Source organism: Streptomyces sp. NBC_01669, assembly GCF_026339735.1.
Classification (GTDB): domain Bacteria; phylum Actinomycetota; class Actinomycetes; order Streptomycetales; family Streptomycetaceae; genus Streptomyces; species Streptomyces yanii.
Genome location: NZ_JAPEQG010000001.1, coordinates 8,628,844 through 8,646,570, shown reverse-complemented (window position 1 = coordinate 8,646,570; position 17,727 = coordinate 8,628,844). Strand labels below are relative to the sequence as shown.

The window sequence follows — 17,727 nt, the reverse complement described above, 5'->3', positions numbered from 1 at the left end:
ACCCGTCACTGTGGGAGCGACATCCGTATTGAAGGCGAGGCCCGCGCGGCCGCCTTCCCCGACCGAGCACACGGTCGCGAAGAAACGCACCGGCCGGGCACCCACCGGCCCGGGGCGCCGCAGGCAACGCGCCGGCATGCTGATGGTGGCGCCCGCGCTGCTGCACGCCTCGCTCTGGATCGGCCTGCCGGTCGTCGCGTCGGTGGTTCTGGCCTTCACGAAGTACGACGTGCTGACGGCGCCGCAGTTCGTGGGCCTGGACAACTTCCGGGACATGCTGGACGACGCGGTGTTCCGCAAGTCCATCGTCAACACCGTCATCTACACCTTCTTCACCGTTCCGTTCGGCATGATGCTGGGGCTGCTCGTGGCCCTGGCGCTGCACACCGGGCTGAAGGCGCGGGGCATCTTCCGTACCGCGGTCTTCATTCCCCAGGTGACGGCGACCGTCGCGATCGCCCTGGTCTGGCTGTGGATCTACAACCCGGGCAACGGGCTGCTGAACACACTCCTGTCGTTCCTCGGGATCCAAGGCCCGGCTTGGCTGTCGTCGACATCATGGGCGATGCCTTCGGTGATCCTGGTCGGCATCTGGCAGGGCATCGGCATGAAGATGCTCATCTACTTGGCCGCGCTGCAGTCCCTGCCGAAGGAGCTGTACGAGGCGGCTTCGGTGGACGGTGCGTCCAAGGTGCGGCAGTTCTTCTCGATCACCCTGCCGCTGCTGAAGCCCGCGACGTTCTTCGTGCTCATCACGTCGATGATCAGCGCGTTCCAGTCGTTCGACCAGATCTACATCCTGACCGACGGCGGCCCGGCCAACAGCACCACGATGATGACGTTCGAGATCTACAAGTCCGCCTTCCGGGAGTTCCGCATCGGCTACGCCTCCGCGCAGTCACTGGTGCTGTTCGTGCTGCTGATGGGCTTCACCCTGGTCAACCGGCGGATCATGGGAGGCACCCGTGGCCACAACTGAGCTTCACAGGCCCGGGGTTGTGGAGAAGGCCCGGCCCCGGACGAAGGGCAAGCCGCTCTCCGTCGGCCGGATCGCGCTCTATCTGACGCTCACCGTCGTCTCACTGCTGATGGTGGCCCCATTCGTCTGGATGGTGCTCACCTCGCTCAAGACCCCGGTGGAGATCGCCTCCCAGGACGCCGGACTGCTCCCGGAACACTGGGAGTTCGGGAACTATGTCGACGCGCTGAAGGCGGCGCCGTTCGCGACGTACGCGCGCAACAGCTTCATCATCGCGTTCAGCCACACCCTCATCAACGTGGTCGTGGCGTCGATGGCCGGGTACGCGCTGGCGCGGATCAAGTTCCGGGGCAGCGAGGTCATCTTCTACCTCTTCATCGCCGCACTGATGATCCCCACGTACACCAAGGTGCTGCCGGAGTTCCTGATCGTCCGCTTCATGCCGCTGGCCGGCGGGAACGACATCTTCGGCCAGGGCGGCAGCGGCTGGCTGGACTCCTGGTGGGCGCTGATCATTCCCGGTGCCGTCACCCCGTTCGCGGTCTTCCTCTTCCGGCAGTTCTATCTGGACCTTCCGGTGGAACTGGAGGAGGCGGCCAGGCTCGACGGTCTGGGCGAGTTCCGGATCTACGCCCGGATCATGACGCCGCAGGTCAAGCCCGCGCTCACCACGGTGGCGCTGCTGACCTTCGAGTCGTCGTGGAACAACTTCCTCTGGCCGCTGCTGGTGACCCGCACGGACAGTCTGCGGGTGATCCAGGTGGGGCTCTCCGTCTTCAAGACGGAGAACGGCCCCCAGTGGCACTTCCTGATGGCGGGCACCACGCTCGCCACCCTCCCCATGGTCGTGCTCTTCCTCATCGGCCAGCGCTATTTCGTGCAGGGCTTCGCAACTGCCGGTCTCAAGTGACCGGTTCCGGTCCCGAGCGGCCGGTCATCGAAAGGGTTACCCCCATGTCTGCTGATCTCAACGGCTCCCGCGCACTGGTGACAGGGGCGGGCCATGGCATCGGCCGCGCCATCGCCGTCGCTCTCGCCGAGGCCGGCGCCGATGTCGCCGTCCACTACCACTCCTCCGCCGACGAGGCCGCGAAGACGGTCTCCGCGATCGAGGCTCTGGGCCGCAGGGCGAAGGCGTTCCAGGCCGATGTGACCGTGACGGCGGACGTCGACCGGGTCGTCGAGGAGGCGGCCGGATTCCTCGGCGGTCTGGACGTCCTGGTCTGCAACGCGGGCCATCTGATCGGCCGCGCCACGATCGCCGAAATGACCGACGACCACTTCGACCAGGTGATCTCGACCAACCTGACGTCGACGTTCCGTACCGTGCGGGCCGCACTGCCGCACCTGACGCAGTCCCCCGCCGGGCGCGTCATCACCATGTCGTCGCTGGCCGCGCACAACGGTGGCGGTCCCGGCTCGGTGGCGTACGCGGCGGCCAAGGCCGGTATCCGCGGCTTCACCAAGGGGCTGGCCAAGGAGCTCGGCGGTACCGGGATCACGGTCAACACCGTCGCACCCGGCTTCATCAAGGGCACCGCCTTCCACGACACGTTCACCGCGCCCGAGGCGCAGCAGGCGATGGAGGCAGGCATCCCGGTGGGCCGGGCCGGCACGCCGGAGGATGTCGCAGCGGCCGTCGTCCACCTGGCGTCGCCGTCGTCCGGCTTCCTCACCGCCACCACGGTGGACATCGACGGTGGCGTATGGCCGCGTTGAGGCGGATCGCGCGGGAGCGCGGCGGCTGGTGGCACGCGTACGTCTGCCCGGCGCACGGGGTCGAGCTCGATCACGGTGATCTGCTCTCCGGGGTCTTCCCGGACGGCGGTGCGCGCTGCTCGTACGGCTGCCGGGTGGACGACGAGGCGGTGCGCGGCGCCTGGCTGGTGCTGTCGCACCAGGCGTGGGCGCGGCATCTGCGGGTGCTGGCCCACCGGGGCGAGCGGGCGGAGGCGGTGGCGCGGCTCGTCGAGTACGCCGGTCTGTACGCGGAGCTCGCTATCGAGCGGCACGGCGAGGCGCAGACCTGGATGCTGCGCGGCCGGCTCTTCCACCAGGCCCTTACCGATGCCATCTGGGCGGTCGGCATCGGGCACACCGTCATCACGCTCGCCGAGGAGTCCACGGACGGTCTGGGCGCGGTGCTGCCGCTCCTCGACGATCTGGAACGGGCCGCGCTGGACGCCCGGGATGTGCTGACCGGCCAGGGGCATCTCGCTTCCAACTACACCGCGTGGCTCAACGCCGCCGGTGTGGCGGCGAGTCGTGGTGCCGCCGCGGCCCGCGGCGAGGAATGGGACGGCGCGAAGGTATGGCTCGACGGCGAGCACGGGCTGTACGCGCATCTGCGCGTCGCGGTCGCCGACGACGGCTGGGAGTGGGAGGGCAGCACCTACTACCACGGGTTCGTACTGCGGGCCGCGCTGCTGGCGCTGCGCTCGACCGACCCGGCGGCCGTTCCGTCCGACGTGATCGGAGTGCTGGCCGGGATGACGGATGTACTGGCGGCGATCGCCACGCCGGGCGGCATTCTTCCCGCACTGCACGACGGCCCGTATCTGCGTCGCCCTCTCGCCCTGGAGTGGCTCGAACTGGTGGCGCTGGCCCAGCAGTTGGTTCCGTCCCCCGTCCTGGATGCGGTGGCGGAGCGGGCCCGGGCCGAGCTCGGCGCACACGACGACGGGCTGGACCGGGAACTGGGCGGCTGGTTCATGGGCCCGCCGCTGCCGGTACGCCCTGCGGCCGGTCCGGTCACGGTGTTCGGCGAGGCCGGATATGCGGTGCTGCACGGTGCGGGGATCCACGCACTGCTGGACTTCGGTCCGCACGGCGGCTCGCACGGCCATCGCGACAAGCTGTCGCTGTATCTCTACGGGGACACCACTCCATGGCAGCCCGACCCCGGCCAAGTTCCCTATGCGCACGCGGAGTTCCGTGATCTGTACGCGTCCACAGAGGTACATCCCGCCTTCCGGGCGGACCGCGCCGAGCAGGCGGAGTGCACCGGGAAGCTGCTCGCTTCGGACGGTTCCTCCGTCACGGCCGAGGTGACCCAGGCGTACGAGGGTGTCCGGGCGGTGCGACGGATCGCGTTCGGCGACAGCTTTCTCGTCGACCTGCTGACGCTGACCGCCGAGGACACCCGGCAGTTCACCGCGCAGCTGCGCCCCGGCGTCGCGCTGGACGTCCAGCTGCAGGGAGTCGGTCCCGTGCGCACCACGTGGTACGGCGACGAGACGCTGCACGGCTGGCACACGCACACCGACGGCGTGCCGGTCCGTCCGGTCACCCGGCCGGGGCCGGGCCCGGCGGACGATCCGCAACGGATGCGTACCCGCGTCGACTTCACCGCCGACGCGCAGCGGGTCGTGTTCGCCTCCGTGTACCAGGCGTCGTCGGCAGGCCCCGCCGTCACCGACGTACAGCTGGACGGTGACGGACTGACGGTCGGCCTGGCCGACGGCAGTACGGCACGGTTCCGGACGGAGGACTGACCCTTGTTGCTCTCGGCGACCCCGCCGCCCGGCCCGCGTCCCGCGCAGGAGGTGCGGTTGTACGAGGAGGCCGCCCGCCACCGCGGGCTGACCCCGCCCCGTACGCATCCCCTGGCCAGCATCACCTGGCTGGGTCCCGCCGCCTCCAACCCGGCGCTGGCCTACCGGGTCGGCGGCGACCGGGCCCATCTGGCTGAGAGTCGTCGCTGGATCGAGGCGGCGGTACGGCTGCCGCACTGGGGCAAGGCCCATATGCCGGACCACGATCTGGACGCCGGCTGGCTGCTGCATCATCTCTCGCTCACCTACCGGTGGATCGGTGACGATCTGCCGGACGGGGTGCGGGCGCTGCTGCGGTACAAGCTGCTGCTCCAGGGGCGGCGGATGTACGAGTTTGCGGTGGCGAGCGAGGGCGGCTGGTGGTCGTCGTCGTACTGGCAGAACCACAACTGGATCTGCTACGCAGGGCTCGCGACGGCCGGTTACGTGCTGGGCAAGGAGGAATGGACCGGGCGCGCCAAGGACAATCTCGGTACGGTCCTCGATCTGATGCCGGAGGACGGTTCGCACGCCGAGGGCGTCGTCTACTGGCGCTACGGTGTGCCGTTCCTGGCGATCCAACTGGACCTCCTCCAGGAGGCGGAGGGCATCGACTGGTGGGACCGCGGCGGTTTCCTCTCCCGTACGTTCCGCTATCGGCTGCACCAGACCGCCCCCGGCTTCGCCCGCAATGTCGACCACGGCGACTGCCACGACCGGCGCAGCGGGCACAGCGCGGGCCTGTACTACCGCCTCGCTGCCCAGTACGGCATCCCGGAGGCGCAGTGGATGGGCGATCTGGCGTCGGGCGAACTCCTGTGGAAGGAGGCGTCGGAGAGCGGGGTGCGGCCGGGGATCCTGCCGGAGGCGTACCTCGAATACCTCTGGTACGACCCGTCCGTCCCGGCCGCACGGCCCACCGCGACCCGGGCGTTCTTCCCGGATCTGGGTTTGCTCGCGGCGCGTACGGGATGGGACGACGACGCCACGCTCGTCTCCGTCAAGGCAAGCCCGGGCGGCGGTCACAAGGCGTGGGAGACCTCCGCGAAGCACCGGGCCGAGAGGGGTTGGGAGACGCTCAACCAGGGGCACCACCACCCCGACTCGGGTTCGTTCGTGCTGGTCTCGCAGGGCGAATTCCTCGCGGTGGACGAGGGGTACAGCAACCGGAAGCGGGCCGCGCACCACAACCTGCTGCTGGTGGACGGGCAGGGTTACGCGGACGAGGACCGCTACCACGTCTACCAGGACATCCCGTTCGAGCGGCAGGCGCGGCAGCGCGATGTGCTCCTCGACGACGACTGCGGCTGGGCGCACGCCACGGCGGAGATCGCCGCGATGTACGACCCGGAGCTCGGGGTGCGGCGACTCGACCGGACGTTGGTGTTCACCCCGTCGGGGCGGCTGGTGCTCCTGGACCTCGCCGAGGCGGATACGGAGCGGGAGTGGACGTTCCTCCTCCAGACCGACCGGCCGACCGAGCCGCAGCCGGACGGTACACGGCTGATCCGGTCCGGCGCCGCCGTGGCCCGGGTGGGGCAGTTCGCGCCCCACGACGCATCGGTCACCTCGGATGTCACCGAGGTGGAGGCCAATCCGACGTCCAGCACACCGGAGCTGCGTCTCACCCGGACGCTGCACACACTGCGGTCGACGACCGCGCGGTCGGTCTCCGGGCTGTTCCTCACCACGATCACGCCCGGTGCGTCCGGCCCGGGCGAGCACGCCGCGTGCGTGGAGGGACACGGAGTCGCCTTCGACGGCGAAACGGTGCTGCTCGCCCCCGTCGCCCGCCGGATCCGTACCGCCGACGTCGTTGCCGACGCGGCCGCCGTGCTGCTCGGCGACGGTGACAGCGCCCCGTACGTGGTCGCGGCCACGCGGCTGCGGCTGAACGGCCGCGTGCTCCTCGATGTCGCGGAGCCGTACACAGGAAAGGTCGGCTGATCATGCAGGCAACCCTCTCGACCCGGAAGCCGCGGGCCGGCGCCCTGTCCGGCTGGCCGACACTGCTGCGCCGGCTGGAGTTCGTGGCCTATCCCGCCGCTGCCGGGGCCGCGTTCGCGGTGCTGTCGCTCGGCGTCGTGACCTGGCTGCCCGCGCTCGCCGCGATGGGACACGCTCTCCAGCGGTGGCGCGCGGAGGGCGACAGCCGCTGCTTCACGCAGGTGTTCACCGCATTCCCGCAGTACTGGCGCGCGCTGTGGCGGCACTCGCTGGCGTCCACCGCCGCGGCGCTCGTCCTCGCGGCCAACATCGTCCATCTGCTGGGCCGTTCGGAGCCCTGGACGTTCGTGGTGCTCGCCGCGCAGGTGGGCATCGCGGCGGCAGCGGTCATCCACCATGTGGCGCTGGCGGCCGAGGCGGGCCGTACGCCCCGCGGACGCGTCCGCGACTGGTCGCGCGGTGCGCTGGTGCTCGGCTTCGGCTCGGCCGCCCGTGGCACCGCACTGCTCGGCGCGGTGATCTCCGCCGTGCTGCTCTCACTCGTCGTACCGCTGGGGCCGCTGCTTCTCGGCCCGAGCATTCCCGTACTGCTCGCTCTGTCCTTCGCCGATCCCAGGAGGAACACCCCATGAGCCGTGTATTACGCACCACTCTCGTCGCCGCGCTCGCCGCGGCAGCTCCGCTCGCCTGCCCGCCGCCGTCCGTCGCGGCGGAGGCGGCGACCGCGTACTACGTGTCGCCGTCGGGCAACGACTCGAACGCGGGCACGTCGGCAGGTGCCCCGCTCGCCACGATCCAGAAGGCCGTGGACCTGGCGCCCACGGGCGCGGTGGTGAACCTCGCTGCCGGTACGTACAAGCAGGACGTGGTGACCAGGCGCTCCGGCGTCACGATCACCGGCCCCTCGACCGCCGTGGTGAAGGGGGCGGGGGACGCCCGGATCATTCAGGTGCAGCACGACTCGACCACACTGAGCGGGTTCACCGTGGACGGGCTGCACGGGTCGTCCACCGATGTCTCGGGGTACCGCCTCAAGCTCATATATGTCATGAGCACGACTCCGGGCAATGGTGTGGGCGCGCTGCGCATCACCGGTATGACGCTGAAGAACGCCGCCGACGAATGCCTGCGGGTGCGCTATCTCGTCACCGGAGCCGACATCTCGGGCAACACCATCACCCACTGCGGCGTCGCCGACTTCGAGTTCGGCGGCGGTGGCAAGAACGGTGAGGGCATCTACCTCGGCACGGCCCCCGAGCAGCAAGGCGCCAACGGGGCCCCGGACGCCGCCCCCGACATCAGCAAGAACAACCGCATCCACCACAACACCATCGCCACCCAGGGCAATGAGTGCGTCGACGTGAAGGAGAACTCGACCAACAACTACGTGGAGTACAACGACTGCAGCGGTCAGAAGGACTCCAGCTCCGGGGGGCTCGACGCGCGCGGCAGCGGCAACATCTTCCGCTACAACACCATTCACGACAACGTCGGCGCGGGCATCCGGCTCGGTGGCGACACCGCCACGGACGGAATCGGCACCAGCGTCTACGGCAACACCATCACCGGCAACGCGGGCGGCGGCATCAAGTTCATGCGCACCCCGCAGGGACCGGTCTGCACCAACACGATGAGCGGGAACACCGGCGGCGACGCGGTCGGCACCTATGGCAGCGAGTACGCCCCGACGGGTGCGTGCCCCCGGTGACCGGCCGGGGACCCGCGAGACGCGGGGTACTGACGGCAGCTGCGGCAGGGCTCGCCGCGGCGGCCGCGACGGCGCCGGCTGCGCAGGCCGCCGAGGCACCGAGGAGCGGCGTGGGCAGGTCACGCTGGACGACGTCCTGGGCGACGGCGCAGACCGCGCCGACCGCCACCGACGCCGTGGCGAGCGCCGGACTGACCGACGGGACGTTCACCGCCACCGTGCGGCTGTCGGCCGGCGGACAGGTCCGGCTGCGGTACGGGCACGCGTTCGGCACCGTACCCGTCCTGATCGGCCCGGTGACGGCGGGCGGGCAGCCGGTGACGTTCGGCGGACGCCAGCAGGCGTGGGTCGCCGCCGGCGCCTCCCTGACGAGTGATCCGGTCGCCGGTCTCCGTACCCCCGACGCAGCCCGGCTGACCGTGGAGACCCGGCTGCCCGGCCCCACCGGACCGCTCTCCTTCCACCGCAACACGCATGCCTCGCACAGCGTCGACGGAACCCGCACGACCTCCGTGTTCCTGCTGACGGGCGTCGAAGTGACGGGCGCACACGGGCCGGTGATCGCGGTGCTCGGCGACTCCATCGCGGAGGGCGTCGGCACGCCGGACGACGCCGATCTGCGCTGGCCGGACCAGCTGGCGCGACGGCTGCCCGGATCCGCCGTCGCCAATCTCGGCATCAGCGGCAACCGGGTGCTGCTCGACGACGCCCGGTTCGGGCCGGGCGGTCAGGCCCGCTTCGACCGCGATGTGCTGTCCCTGCCGGGGCTGCGCACCGTCCTCGTCCATCTCGGGGTCAACGACCTTCAGCAGCCGCCCAGCCAGACCGACCCGGCACTCCTCCTGGCCGGCTACCGACAGCTCGTCCTGCGCGCCCGGAACGCTGGGCTGCGGGCCGTCGGCGCGACCATCACCCCGTTCGAGGGCTGGACCCGCTGGACGCCCGAGCTCGAAGCGGTCCGGCAGCGGATCAACGCGGCCGTGCGCACGGGGCGGGTCTTCGACGCCGTCGCCGACTTCGACGCCGCGGTCCGCGACCCGGACCGCCCCTCGCGGATGCTGCCCGCGCACGACAGCGGCGACGGACTGCACCCCAACCCCTCCGGCCATGCGGCGCTCGCCGCGGCCGTCGACCGACGACACCTCCTGTGAGGGCCCGCATCATGAACCGAGGCACCACCCGACGCACCGTTCTCACGGGAGCGGCGGCGCTCGGCGCAGCCGCCGCGCTGCCCCTGACCCCGACCACGGGTACGGCACACGCCGCGGAAGCCGCCGAAGGCGCCGCCGCGCTCCGCACCCGCTGGCACACCCTGCTCACCGGCGGCCCCGGACTCGACCTCACGGACTCGCAGATCGCGGCGACGGTGGCCCGGATCGGTAAAGCCGCGACCACCTCCGCCAAGGGCCTCGACCCGACCCGAGCCGACGGTCTGTTCCCCGATCTGACCAGCACCACGCTCTCCAACCACGTCACCACGTCGTTCAAGCGCCTCGCCACGGTCGCGACCGCGTGGGCCGTCCCCGGCACTCCCCAGTACGGCGACACCGCACTGCGCGATCTGCTGCTGGCCGGCATCGACTGGATGCTGACGAACCGCTACGGCCCCGGGCACACCAGGTTCGACAACGACTGGGACTGGGAGATCGGCTCCGCGCTCGCCCTCAACGACGCGACCGTCCTGCTGTACGACGCGCTCGGTACGGAACGGCTGACCCTCATCAACACGGCAGTCCGGCACTACACGCCCGACCCCAATCTGTGGCGGGCCGACCGGCAGATCGCGACCGGTGCCAATCGGGTGTGGATCTCCACCGTCGTCGCTGTCAACGCGGTGCTGCGCGACAACGGCGACGATCTCCTCCGCGTCCGTGACGCCCTGTCGGACGTCGAGGGTTCGGGCGCCAACAGTGTGCTGGCGTTCAACGACACCAGCACCGCCGCGGAGGGCACCGGCGAGGGGTTCTACTCCGACGGCTCGTTCCTCCAGCACTACAAGCACCCGTACAACGGTGGCTACGGCAAGGAACTCCTGAGCAACCTCTCCCGGCTGCTGAACCTGCTCGCCGGTACGGCATGGACGGTCACCGACCCCGATCTCGACAACGTCCGGCATTGGGTCGACGACGGTTTCGACCCGCTCATCGCCCGCGGCGATGTCATGGCGTCCGTCTGCGGGCGCGAGATCGCCCGCCCCAGCAAGCAGGGCCACGTCTCGGCGCAGACGGTGATCGAAGCGGTGGTGCGGCTGATTCCGAGCTTTCCCGGAGAGACCGCCGACCGGTTCACCGCCCTGGTCAAGCAGTGGATCGCCGAGGACACCTACCGGGACTTCCTCGCCGCGACCGACCTGGCGACGCTCATCGCCGCCCGGCAGATCATCGCCTCGCCCGTCCCGGCGCGAGGCCCGCTGGTCGCCCACAAGCAGCACCCGCGGATGGACAAGGCGGCCCACCACCGGCCCTCGTTCGCACTCGGCATCTCGGCGTACTCGACGAGGATCTACAACTACGAGTCCATCCAGAACGAGAACCTGCACGCCTGGCACCTCTCCGACGGCATGGTCCTGCTCTACACCGACGACCTCGGGCATTACAGCGAGGACTACTGGCCGACCGTCGACCCGACCCGGCTGTCCGGCACCACCGTCCTCGCCGGCCGCCCCGCCGACGCGGCCGGCCAGCGCACCACCAGCACGGCCGACTGGGCGGGCGGCGCCGCGCTGCCCGGAACGACACTCGGTGCGTACGGCATGGAGCTGCGCGCGTTCGGGAGTTCGCTGCACGGCCTCAAGAGCTGGTTCTGCCTGGACGACGTGATCGCCTGCGTCGGCTCCGGCATCACCGCCGGCGCAGGCACCGCCGAGACGGTTGTGGAGAACCGGAAGCTGCGCGACCCGCGGGCCGCCCTCCTCGTCAACGGCACGGCCGTACCCGCCGACGCGGGCTGGTCGGACCGGCTCGACCGGGTCCGCTGGCTGCATCTCGCCGGAACCGGTGGCTACATCTTCCCCGAGCCCGCCCAGGTCAATGGCGTGCGCGAGGACCGCACCGCGACCTGGCGCGAGATCAACCTCAAGTACGGCACCGACACCCCTGTCACCCGCCCGTATCTGACGCTGTGGCAGGACCACGGAACCGCGCCGGACGGGGCCGGCTACTTCTGGCTTCAGGCGCCGGCCGCATCCGCCGAACGCACCAGGCTGTGGTCGGCCGCGCCGCCGGTGAAGCTGGTCGCCGACTCCACGGCCGTGCACGCGGTACGCCGCTGCGCGGACGGCCTGTTCGCGGCGAACTTCTGGACCGCGGGCACCGCGCAGGACCTCACCTCGGACGGGCCGGCGTCGGTGCTGGTGCGGCCCGAGGGGAAGACGGTCACGGTCTCGCTGTCCGATCCCACCCAGCTGAGGTCCGCTGTCGTGCTGGATCTCGGCCGGCGCGGTCTGTCCGTCGTCTCCGCCGATCCCGGCGTGAGCGCCGTGTCCACCGCCAAGGGCATCCGGATCACGGCCGACACCACTGAACTCCACGGTGCAACCCTCACGCTCACCCTGAAGAGGAGCTAGACCTTGTTGTTCGACATGCCCCTGGAGCGGCTGCGCGATTACCGGCCGGAGCCTGAGGAACCCGCGGACTTCGACGCGTTCTGGGCGAAGACGCTCACCGAGACCGGCCGCCACGGCCTGGACGCCGAGTTCGTCCCGTACGACGCCGGGTTCGCGACCGTCGACGTGTTCGACGTGACGTTCCGCGGCTGGGGCGGGCAGCCGGTGAAGGCGTGGCTGATGCTGCCGCGCGTCCGCTCGGGCCCGCTGCCCGCCGTGGTGCAGTACATCGGCTACAACGGCGGCCGGGGCATCCCGTACTCCTGGCTGACCTGGAGCGCCCTCGGCTACGCGCATCTGGTCATGGACAACCGGGGACAGGGCGGCGGTGGCAAGAACACCGCGGACACCCCGGACATCGGCCCCGACGGCCATGGCTCCTCGTCCCCGGGCTTCCTCACCCGCGGCATCGAGGATCCGTACCGGCACTACTACCGGCGGCTGATCACCGACGCGGTGCGGGCCGTCGACGCGGCCCAGGCCCATGAGGCCGTCGACGCGTCACGGGTCGCGGTGCTCGGCGGCAGCCAGGGCGGCGGTCTCGCCCTCGCCGTCGCCGGGCTGCGGGACGACGTGGTGGCGGCTGTCGCCGATGTGCCGTTCCTCTGCCACTACCGGCGCGCCTCGCAGATCACGGACGCGGGTCCGTACGCGGAGATCGCCCGCTGGCTGTCCGGGCACCGCTTCCGGATCGACGAGGCGATGGAGACGCTGTCCTACTTCGACGGCGTCAACTTCGCGGCACGGGCGACCGCTCCGGCGTGGTTCTCGGTCGGGCTGATGGACAAGATCTGCCCGTCGTCGACGGTGTTCGCCGCCTACCACCGCTATGCGGGTCCGGCCGAGATCGAGGTGTTCACGTACAACGGACACGAGGGCGGCGCGGAATACGACCTGCCGCGCAAGCTCGGCGCACTGCGCGGCGTCCTCGGTCCGTAGGTACGGGAACGGGTCACCGGCCCAGCGCCGCCATCGCGGCGTTGTGGCCGGGGACCCCGCTGACCCCGCCGCCGCGCACCGCGCCCGCCCCGCACAGCAGGACGTTGGCGTGCTCCGTCTCGACGCCCCACCGGCCGGTGGACTCCGTGGCGAACGGGAAGGCGAGGTCCCGGTGGAAGATATGGCCGCCGGGCAGCCGCAGATCCTGTTCGAGGTCGAGCGGGGTCTTCGCCTCGATGCACGGTTCGCCGTTCCCGTCGACGGCCAGACAGTCGGCGATCGGCTCGTCGAGATGCGCGTCGAGTTCGGCGAGCGTGGCCTTGAGGAGGGCGGCGCGCGTCGCCTCGTTGTCCGCGGCGAAGAGCCGGGCGGGCGTGTGCAGACCGAAGAGGGTGAGGGTCTGGTAGCCGCGCGCGGCGAGGTCGGGACCGAGGATCGACGGGTCGGTCAGCGAGTGGCAGTAGATCTCCGACGGCGGGGCCGTGGGCAGCCGGCCCGCAGCCGCGTCCCGGTAGGCGTCGGCCAGCTGCCCGTACCCCTCCGCGATGTGAAACGTCCCGGCGAACGCCTGGCGAGGGTCGACGGAACGGTCGCGCAGCCGGGGCAGCCGGCGCAGCAGCATGTTCACCTTCAGCTGGGCGCCCTCGGCAGGAGCCGGCTGTTCGTCGCCGAGAAGTGCGGCCAGGGCCTGCGGCGAAGCGTTCACGAGGACCCGGCGGGCGGCGACCGTCCGCTCGCCCTCGGCTGAGCCGACGGTGACCTCGGCCCGTGTCCCGTCGGTCTCGATCCGGGTCGCCTCGTGGTGGACCCGGATCTCGGCCCCCGCCGTCCGGGCAGCCTGCGCGAGGGCGTCGGTGAGCGCGCCCATGCCGCCGACGGGGACGTCCCAGTCGCCGGTGCCGCCGCCGATCACGTGGTAGAGGAAGCAGCGGTTCTGGAGCAGCGACGGGTCGTGCGCATCTGCGAAGGTGCCGATCAGGGCGTCGGTCAGCACGACTCCGCGTACGAGATCGTCGGCGAAGTTCTCCTCGACGGCCACACCGATCGGTTCCTCGAAGAGCATCCGCCAGGCGTCTGGGTCACCGATCCGGTCGCGGAGCGCGTCCCGGGTGGGCAGCGGTTCGGTGAGTGTCGGGAAGACCCTCTCGGCGACCTGCCGCGTCATGGCGTAGAAGCGCTGCCAGGCCTCGTACTCGCGCTCCCCGCCGGTGAGGGCGGCGAAGGACTCCCGGGTGCGGTCCCCGCCGACGAGCAGTCCGGTGGCTCGCCCGCCACGGACGGTCGGGGTGTACGAGGAGACGGTCCGCTTCCGTACGGCGAAGTCCAGCCCCAGATCGCGGACGATCTTCTGCGGCAGCAGGGACACCAGATAGGAGTAGCGCGACAGCCGTGCGTCGATCCCGTCGAAGGGACGGGTCGAGACGGCCGCTCCCCCGGTGGTCCCGAGGCGTTCGAGGACCAGGACGGACTGTCCTGCGCGGGCGAGGTAGGCGGCGGCGACCAGACCGTTGTGGCCGCCGCCCACGATCACTGCGTCATAGGTGTCAGGTGCGGGCATGGCCCTTGGTAACACAGGATGATCGCCACTGGCCAGAGGCCGTGGCCCAGGGAGTCCACAGTCAGTGCGGGGGCACGCCCCGCTGCTGGCGCAGCGCCGCGACCCTGCGGTACAGCTCGACGGCCTCCGTGCCCCGGCCGAGCTGTTCGAGGCAGTGCGCCTCGTCGTTGCGACTGGCGAGCGCGTCGGGGTGATCGGCTCCGAGGACGTGTTCGCGGGCCTCGGCAACCGTCCGGTAGACGGTGAGGGCTTCGGCCCAGCGGCCGAGCCAGCCGAGGCCGACGGCGACCTCGCGGCGGCTGATGAGAGTGTCGGGGTGGTCGGGGCCCAGGACCCGTTCCCGGATCGCGCACACGTCGCGTGCTTCGGCGAGGGCTTCCTCCCAGCGGGCGAGCCGCCCCAGGTTGACGCCGAGGCCGTGGCGGGCCCGGAGCGTCTCGGGGTCGGCGGGGCCGTTCACCCGGGTCCGGTCGTCGACGAGGGCGCGGTAGAGCTCCAGGGCCTCCGCGCTGCGGCCGAGTCTGCCGAGACTGATGCCGACCTCGTAGCGGGCCGAAAGCGTGTCGGGGTGGTCGGCGCCGAGGGTTCGCACGCGCCCCTGAGCGACTTCCCGGTAGGTCTGCAGTGCATCCGTCCAGCGCCCCAACTGGCCGAGGGTGTACGCGACCTCATAGAGGGTGACCAGGGTGTCGGGGTGGCTCGCGCCGAGCAACCGGGTGCGGGCATGCGCCACGTCGCGGGACATCCGGTACGAGTCCTCCAGGCGCCCGAGCCTGCTGAGGTTGAACGCGAGGTTGTGGCGGCAGCGGAGGGTGTCGGGGTGGTCGGGGCCCATCGACCTTTCCCGGGAGGCGAGCACCGCGGCGTACACCTGGTGGGCTTCGAAGTGACGGCCGAGCTGGCCGAGTACGTATGCCATCTCCTGCCGGGCGGCGAGGGTCTCCGGGTGGTCGGGGCCGAGAGTGCGTTCGCGGCCCTGGGCGACGCGCCCGAATTCGCGCAGCGCGTCGGCGGCGCGCCCGGTGCGGCTGAGGGTGAACCCCACCTCGTACCGGCTGGAGAGGGTGTCGGGGTGGTCGGGGCCCAGGGCGTGCTCGCGTTCGGCGGCGACCGCGCGGTGCACCTCGCCGGCCTCCTCCCAGTGACCGAGCCGGCCCAGGTTGAGGCCCGCGCTGTGCCGGTTGGCGAGAGTGGAGAGGAGCTCCGGGGAGGGGGTGGGCCGCTCGGGCCGGGCGGACGGCAGCCCCGCGGTCAGGGCCCTCAGGTCGGTGCCGGTGGTCCACTCGCCGGTCAGGCCCGCGGAGTGGTCGGGCGGGGCGAGACCGAGTTGCATCGCGCCGGACGCCTTGTGTCCGGTGGTCATGCCCCGGGTCCAGGACGGCAGCCGGGGTTCGCCGTCGGGCGGCTGCTGTCCCGGGCGTACGACGGGGACCGGCGGGGCGAGCCGGACGCGTCCCGACGGCCGTGGAGGTCCGGACGCCGGAAGATGCCGCTGTTCGCCGGTGCGTCCGACGGCGATCCGCTGCCGCAGGTCGCCCGCGTCTGCGGGCCGCTCCTCCGGGGTCTTCGCCAGCAGCTCCAGGACGACGCGGTCGAAGAAGCCAGGGAGTTCGGCGCGGTGGGTGCGGAGCGGTTCCGGCTGGGTGTCGCGGTGTCCGACGAGAACGGCCCAGGCGTCGTCGAGGTCGAAGGGCGGAACCCCTGTGGCGATCTCGTAGAGGACGCAGCCCAGCGAGTAGAGGTCGCTGCGGTGGTCGACCTGGCCACCGCTGATCTGCTCGGGCGACATGTAGTGCGGGGTACCCATGGCGATGCCCGTACCGGTCAGGCGGGAGGTGAAGCCGATGTCGTGCCCGAGCCGGGCGATGCCGAAGTCGCAGATCTTCACCGTGCCGTCGGCCAGCCGCATGATGTTGGCGGGCTTGAGGTCGCGGTGCACGATGCCCTGCTGGTGGGTGTAGCCGAGGGCGTCGGCGACCTGTTCGGCGATGTCGACGACGTCCGGGACCGGCAGCGGATGCTGCTTGTTGTCCTCCAGGAGCTGGCTGAGGTTGCGCCCGTCGAGGAGCTCCATCACCAGGTAGAGAACGCCTTCGTACTCGCCGAAGTCATGGACGACGGTGACACCGCGGTGCTGGAGGGCGGCGGCCACCCGTGCCTCTCGACGGAACCGTTCGCGCAGGATCCGGGTGAACGACTGATCATGCTGGGGCCCCACCGGCTTGAGGCATTTGACGGCCACGTGGCGGCCCAGCGACTCGTCGCGGGCGCGCCACACCTCGCCCATGCCCCCGCGCCCGATCAGATCGAGCAGCCGGTACCGGCTCTGGATCAGCCTGGTGTCCGCCATCGCGTGCTGTCGCCCCCGTCGCTTCGCCTACTGCTGCGCCCTCCCCGGCCCGTTCAGTATGGCTGCCCGGCTGCGGAGTTTGGAGGGGGTAGGGCGGCTGCCGGGACCGAGTCGTTCCATCGCCTTCACAATGTGGCCGGGCGGGAGTTGCCAGCGCAGCCGTGAGGGGATGCAGCGCAGGGCGGTGCCGGTGGCACGCAGCCGCCGGTCGACGGCGTGCGGGGGCGGCGCGGCCCTCCCGTAGAGCTCATGGGCGTAAGGGGGAAGTGACTGGTAGGCGAGTGCTGCGACGCGCCGCCAGAGGAGTTCGCGCGCCGGTACCAACAGGGCGTGGACGGGCGGTCGGCGGAGGAAGGAGTCGACGTCGAACGCCTCGGCTCCTGCGGCGAGTTCGGGGCGCACCCGGTCGAAGTAGGCGGCGAGCTGGGCGGTGGTCGCGGGTACGCTGTCGGGATCGAGGCCCACCAGGCGGGCGCTGGTGCGGTGTTCGTCGATGTAACGGTCGGCCTGGGCGGCGCTGAGCCTCTGGCCGGAGCGGAGCTGCACCTGGAGGTAGGAGTCGACCTCGGCGCAGTGCACCCAGAGCAGCAGCTCCGGTTCGTCGACGCCGTACGTCTCGCCGGTCGCCGGGTCGGTGGCCTTGAGCAGCCGATGGATCCGGCGGACGCGGGCGCCCGCCTTCTCGGCGGCTTCGGTGGTGCCGTAGGTGATGGTGCCGACGAAGCCGGCGGTGCGCATCAGCCGCCCCCAGGCGTCCTTGCGGAAATCGGAGTTCTGCATGACGCCGCGGACGGCGCGCGGGTGCAGCGCCTGGAGGTAGAGGGCACGCACCCCGGCGATCCACATCATCGGGTCGCCGTGCAACTGCCAGGTGACGGATTCGGGACCGAAGAGCCCCGGGTCGGCTTCCACCATCACTGCTCGTACCTCCCGCTCGGCCGCGTACGCACGTATGGCGTCTGCACCCACAGGATGCGCTGCGACCGGGCTGATGCTCCAGGCCCCGCTCCGGCTCGGTCGCACCCGGCGAGGACCGCGACGCCGACCCGGCCGCCGTCGACGTCGCGCCGGGCGGGCGCCTCGTGGCGGCGGAGCGTACGCCGCCCGTG

13 protein-coding genes are annotated in these 17,727 nt (G+C 71.2%); 10 read left to right on the top strand and 3 right to left on the bottom strand.

Going from position 1 to position 17,727, the window contains the following annotated elements:
* The first annotated feature begins 10 nt into the window (after window positions 1–10).
* Genes OG972_RS38685 through OG972_RS38640 form a run of 10 tightly spaced genes read left to right on the top strand, consistent with a single transcriptional unit; the run spans window position 11 to window position 12,710 of the window.
* The gene (locus OG972_RS38685) at window positions 11–979 is read left to right on the top strand and encodes a carbohydrate ABC transporter permease (RefSeq protein ID WP_266989537.1); all 969 of its coding nucleotides are present in this window, start codon (window positions 11–13) and stop codon (window positions 977–979) included.
* Window positions 966–1,889: a carbohydrate ABC transporter permease gene (locus tag OG972_RS38680; protein ID WP_266989535.1), complete on the top strand. Its 924-nt coding sequence runs from the start codon at window positions 966–968 to the stop codon at window positions 1,887–1,889. Before OG972_RS38685 ends, OG972_RS38680 begins: the two co-directional genes overlap by 14 nt.
* Before the next feature lie 44 nt (window positions 1,890–1,933).
* A complete protein-coding gene (locus OG972_RS38675) occupies window positions 1,934–2,698 on the top strand; it encodes an SDR family NAD(P)-dependent oxidoreductase (RefSeq protein WP_266989533.1) in 765 nt (254 codons plus the stop codon).
* Entirely contained in the window at window positions 2,686–4,473 is a 1,788-nt protein-coding gene (locus OG972_RS38670; RefSeq protein ID WP_266989531.1) for a heparinase II/III family protein, read from the top strand. Before OG972_RS38675 ends, OG972_RS38670 begins: the two co-directional genes overlap by 13 nt.
* Before the next feature lie 3 nt (window positions 4,474–4,476).
* On the top strand, window positions 4,477–6,459 hold the full coding sequence (locus tag OG972_RS38665; RefSeq protein WP_266989530.1) for a hypothetical protein: 1,983 nt from the start codon (window positions 4,477–4,479) through the stop codon (window positions 6,457–6,459).
* Between the two features lie 2 nt (window positions 6,460–6,461).
* Window positions 6,462–7,091, top strand: a complete 630-nt coding sequence (locus OG972_RS38660; protein ID WP_266989528.1) for a hypothetical protein — start codon at window positions 6,462–6,464, stop codon at window positions 7,089–7,091.
* Window positions 7,088–8,167: a right-handed parallel beta-helix repeat-containing protein gene (locus OG972_RS38655; protein ID WP_266989526.1), complete on the top strand. Its 1,080-nt coding sequence runs from the start codon at window positions 7,088–7,090 to the stop codon at window positions 8,165–8,167. Before OG972_RS38660 ends, OG972_RS38655 begins: the two co-directional genes overlap by 4 nt.
* Window positions 8,164–9,318, top strand: a complete 1,155-nt coding sequence (locus OG972_RS38650; protein ID WP_323135929.1) for an SGNH/GDSL hydrolase family protein — start codon at window positions 8,164–8,166, stop codon at window positions 9,316–9,318. The genes OG972_RS38655 and OG972_RS38650 overlap by 4 nt, the downstream gene beginning before the upstream one ends.
* Before the next feature lie 11 nt (window positions 9,319–9,329).
* Window positions 9,330–11,732, top strand: a complete 2,403-nt coding sequence (locus OG972_RS38645; RefSeq protein WP_266989522.1) for a polysaccharide lyase 8 family protein — start codon at window positions 9,330–9,332, stop codon at window positions 11,730–11,732.
* Window positions 11,733–11,735: 3 nt separating this feature from the next.
* The gene (locus OG972_RS38640) at window positions 11,736–12,710 is read left to right on the top strand and encodes an alpha/beta fold hydrolase (protein ID WP_323135928.1); all 975 of its coding nucleotides are present in this window, start codon (window positions 11,736–11,738) and stop codon (window positions 12,708–12,710) included.
* 13 nt (window positions 12,711–12,723) lie between these two features.
* On the opposite strand, the gene OG972_RS38635 is transcribed toward OG972_RS38640, so the two are convergent.
* The 3 genes from OG972_RS38635 to OG972_RS38625 form a co-directional block, all read right to left on the bottom strand.
* Window positions 12,724–14,268, bottom strand: coding sequence for an NAD(P)/FAD-dependent oxidoreductase (locus OG972_RS38635; RefSeq protein ID WP_266989520.1), 1,545 nt, complete (start codon window positions 14,266–14,268; stop codon window positions 12,724–12,726).
* 61 nt (window positions 14,269–14,329) lie between these two features.
* Window positions 14,330–16,618, bottom strand: a complete 2,289-nt coding sequence (locus OG972_RS38630) for a serine/threonine-protein kinase (RefSeq protein WP_266989518.1) — start codon at window positions 16,616–16,618, stop codon at window positions 14,330–14,332.
* 27 nt (window positions 16,619–16,645) lie between these two features.
* Complete coding sequence (locus OG972_RS38625) at window positions 16,646–17,533, bottom strand: oxygenase MpaB family protein (RefSeq protein WP_266989516.1); 888 nt, start codon at window positions 17,531–17,533, stop codon at window positions 16,646–16,648.
* Between the last annotated feature and the right edge of the window lie 194 nt (window positions 17,534–17,727).

Excerpts from the sequence above, each read along its gene's own strand:
- OG972_RS38675 (WP_266989533.1), top strand. The coding sequence starts at position 1,934 with ATGTCTGCTGATCTCAACGGCTCCCGCGCACTGGTGACAGGGGCGGGC.
- OG972_RS38670 (WP_266989531.1), top strand. The coding sequence starts at position 2,686 with ATGGCCGCGTTGAGGCGGATCGCGCGGGAGCGCGGCGGCTGGTGGCAC.
- OG972_RS38660 (WP_266989528.1), top strand. The coding sequence starts at position 6,462 with ATGCAGGCAACCCTCTCGACCCGGAAGCCGCGGGCCGGCGCCCTGTCC.
- OG972_RS38655 (WP_266989526.1), top strand. The coding sequence starts at position 7,088 with ATGAGCCGTGTATTACGCACCACTCTCGTCGCCGCGCTCGCCGCGGCA.
- OG972_RS38645 (WP_266989522.1), top strand. The coding sequence starts at position 9,330 with ATGAACCGAGGCACCACCCGACGCACCGTTCTCACGGGAGCGGCGGCG.
- OG972_RS38635 (WP_266989520.1), bottom strand. The coding sequence starts at position 14,268 with ATGCCCGCACCTGACACCTATGACGCAGTGATCGTGGGCGGCGGCCAC.
- OG972_RS38630 (WP_266989518.1), bottom strand. The coding sequence starts at position 16,618 with ATGGCGGACACCAGGCTGATCCAGAGCCGGTACCGGCTGCTCGATCTG.
- OG972_RS38625 (WP_266989516.1), bottom strand. The coding sequence starts at position 17,533 with ATGGTGGAAGCCGACCCGGGGCTCTTCGGTCCCGAATCCGTCACCTGG.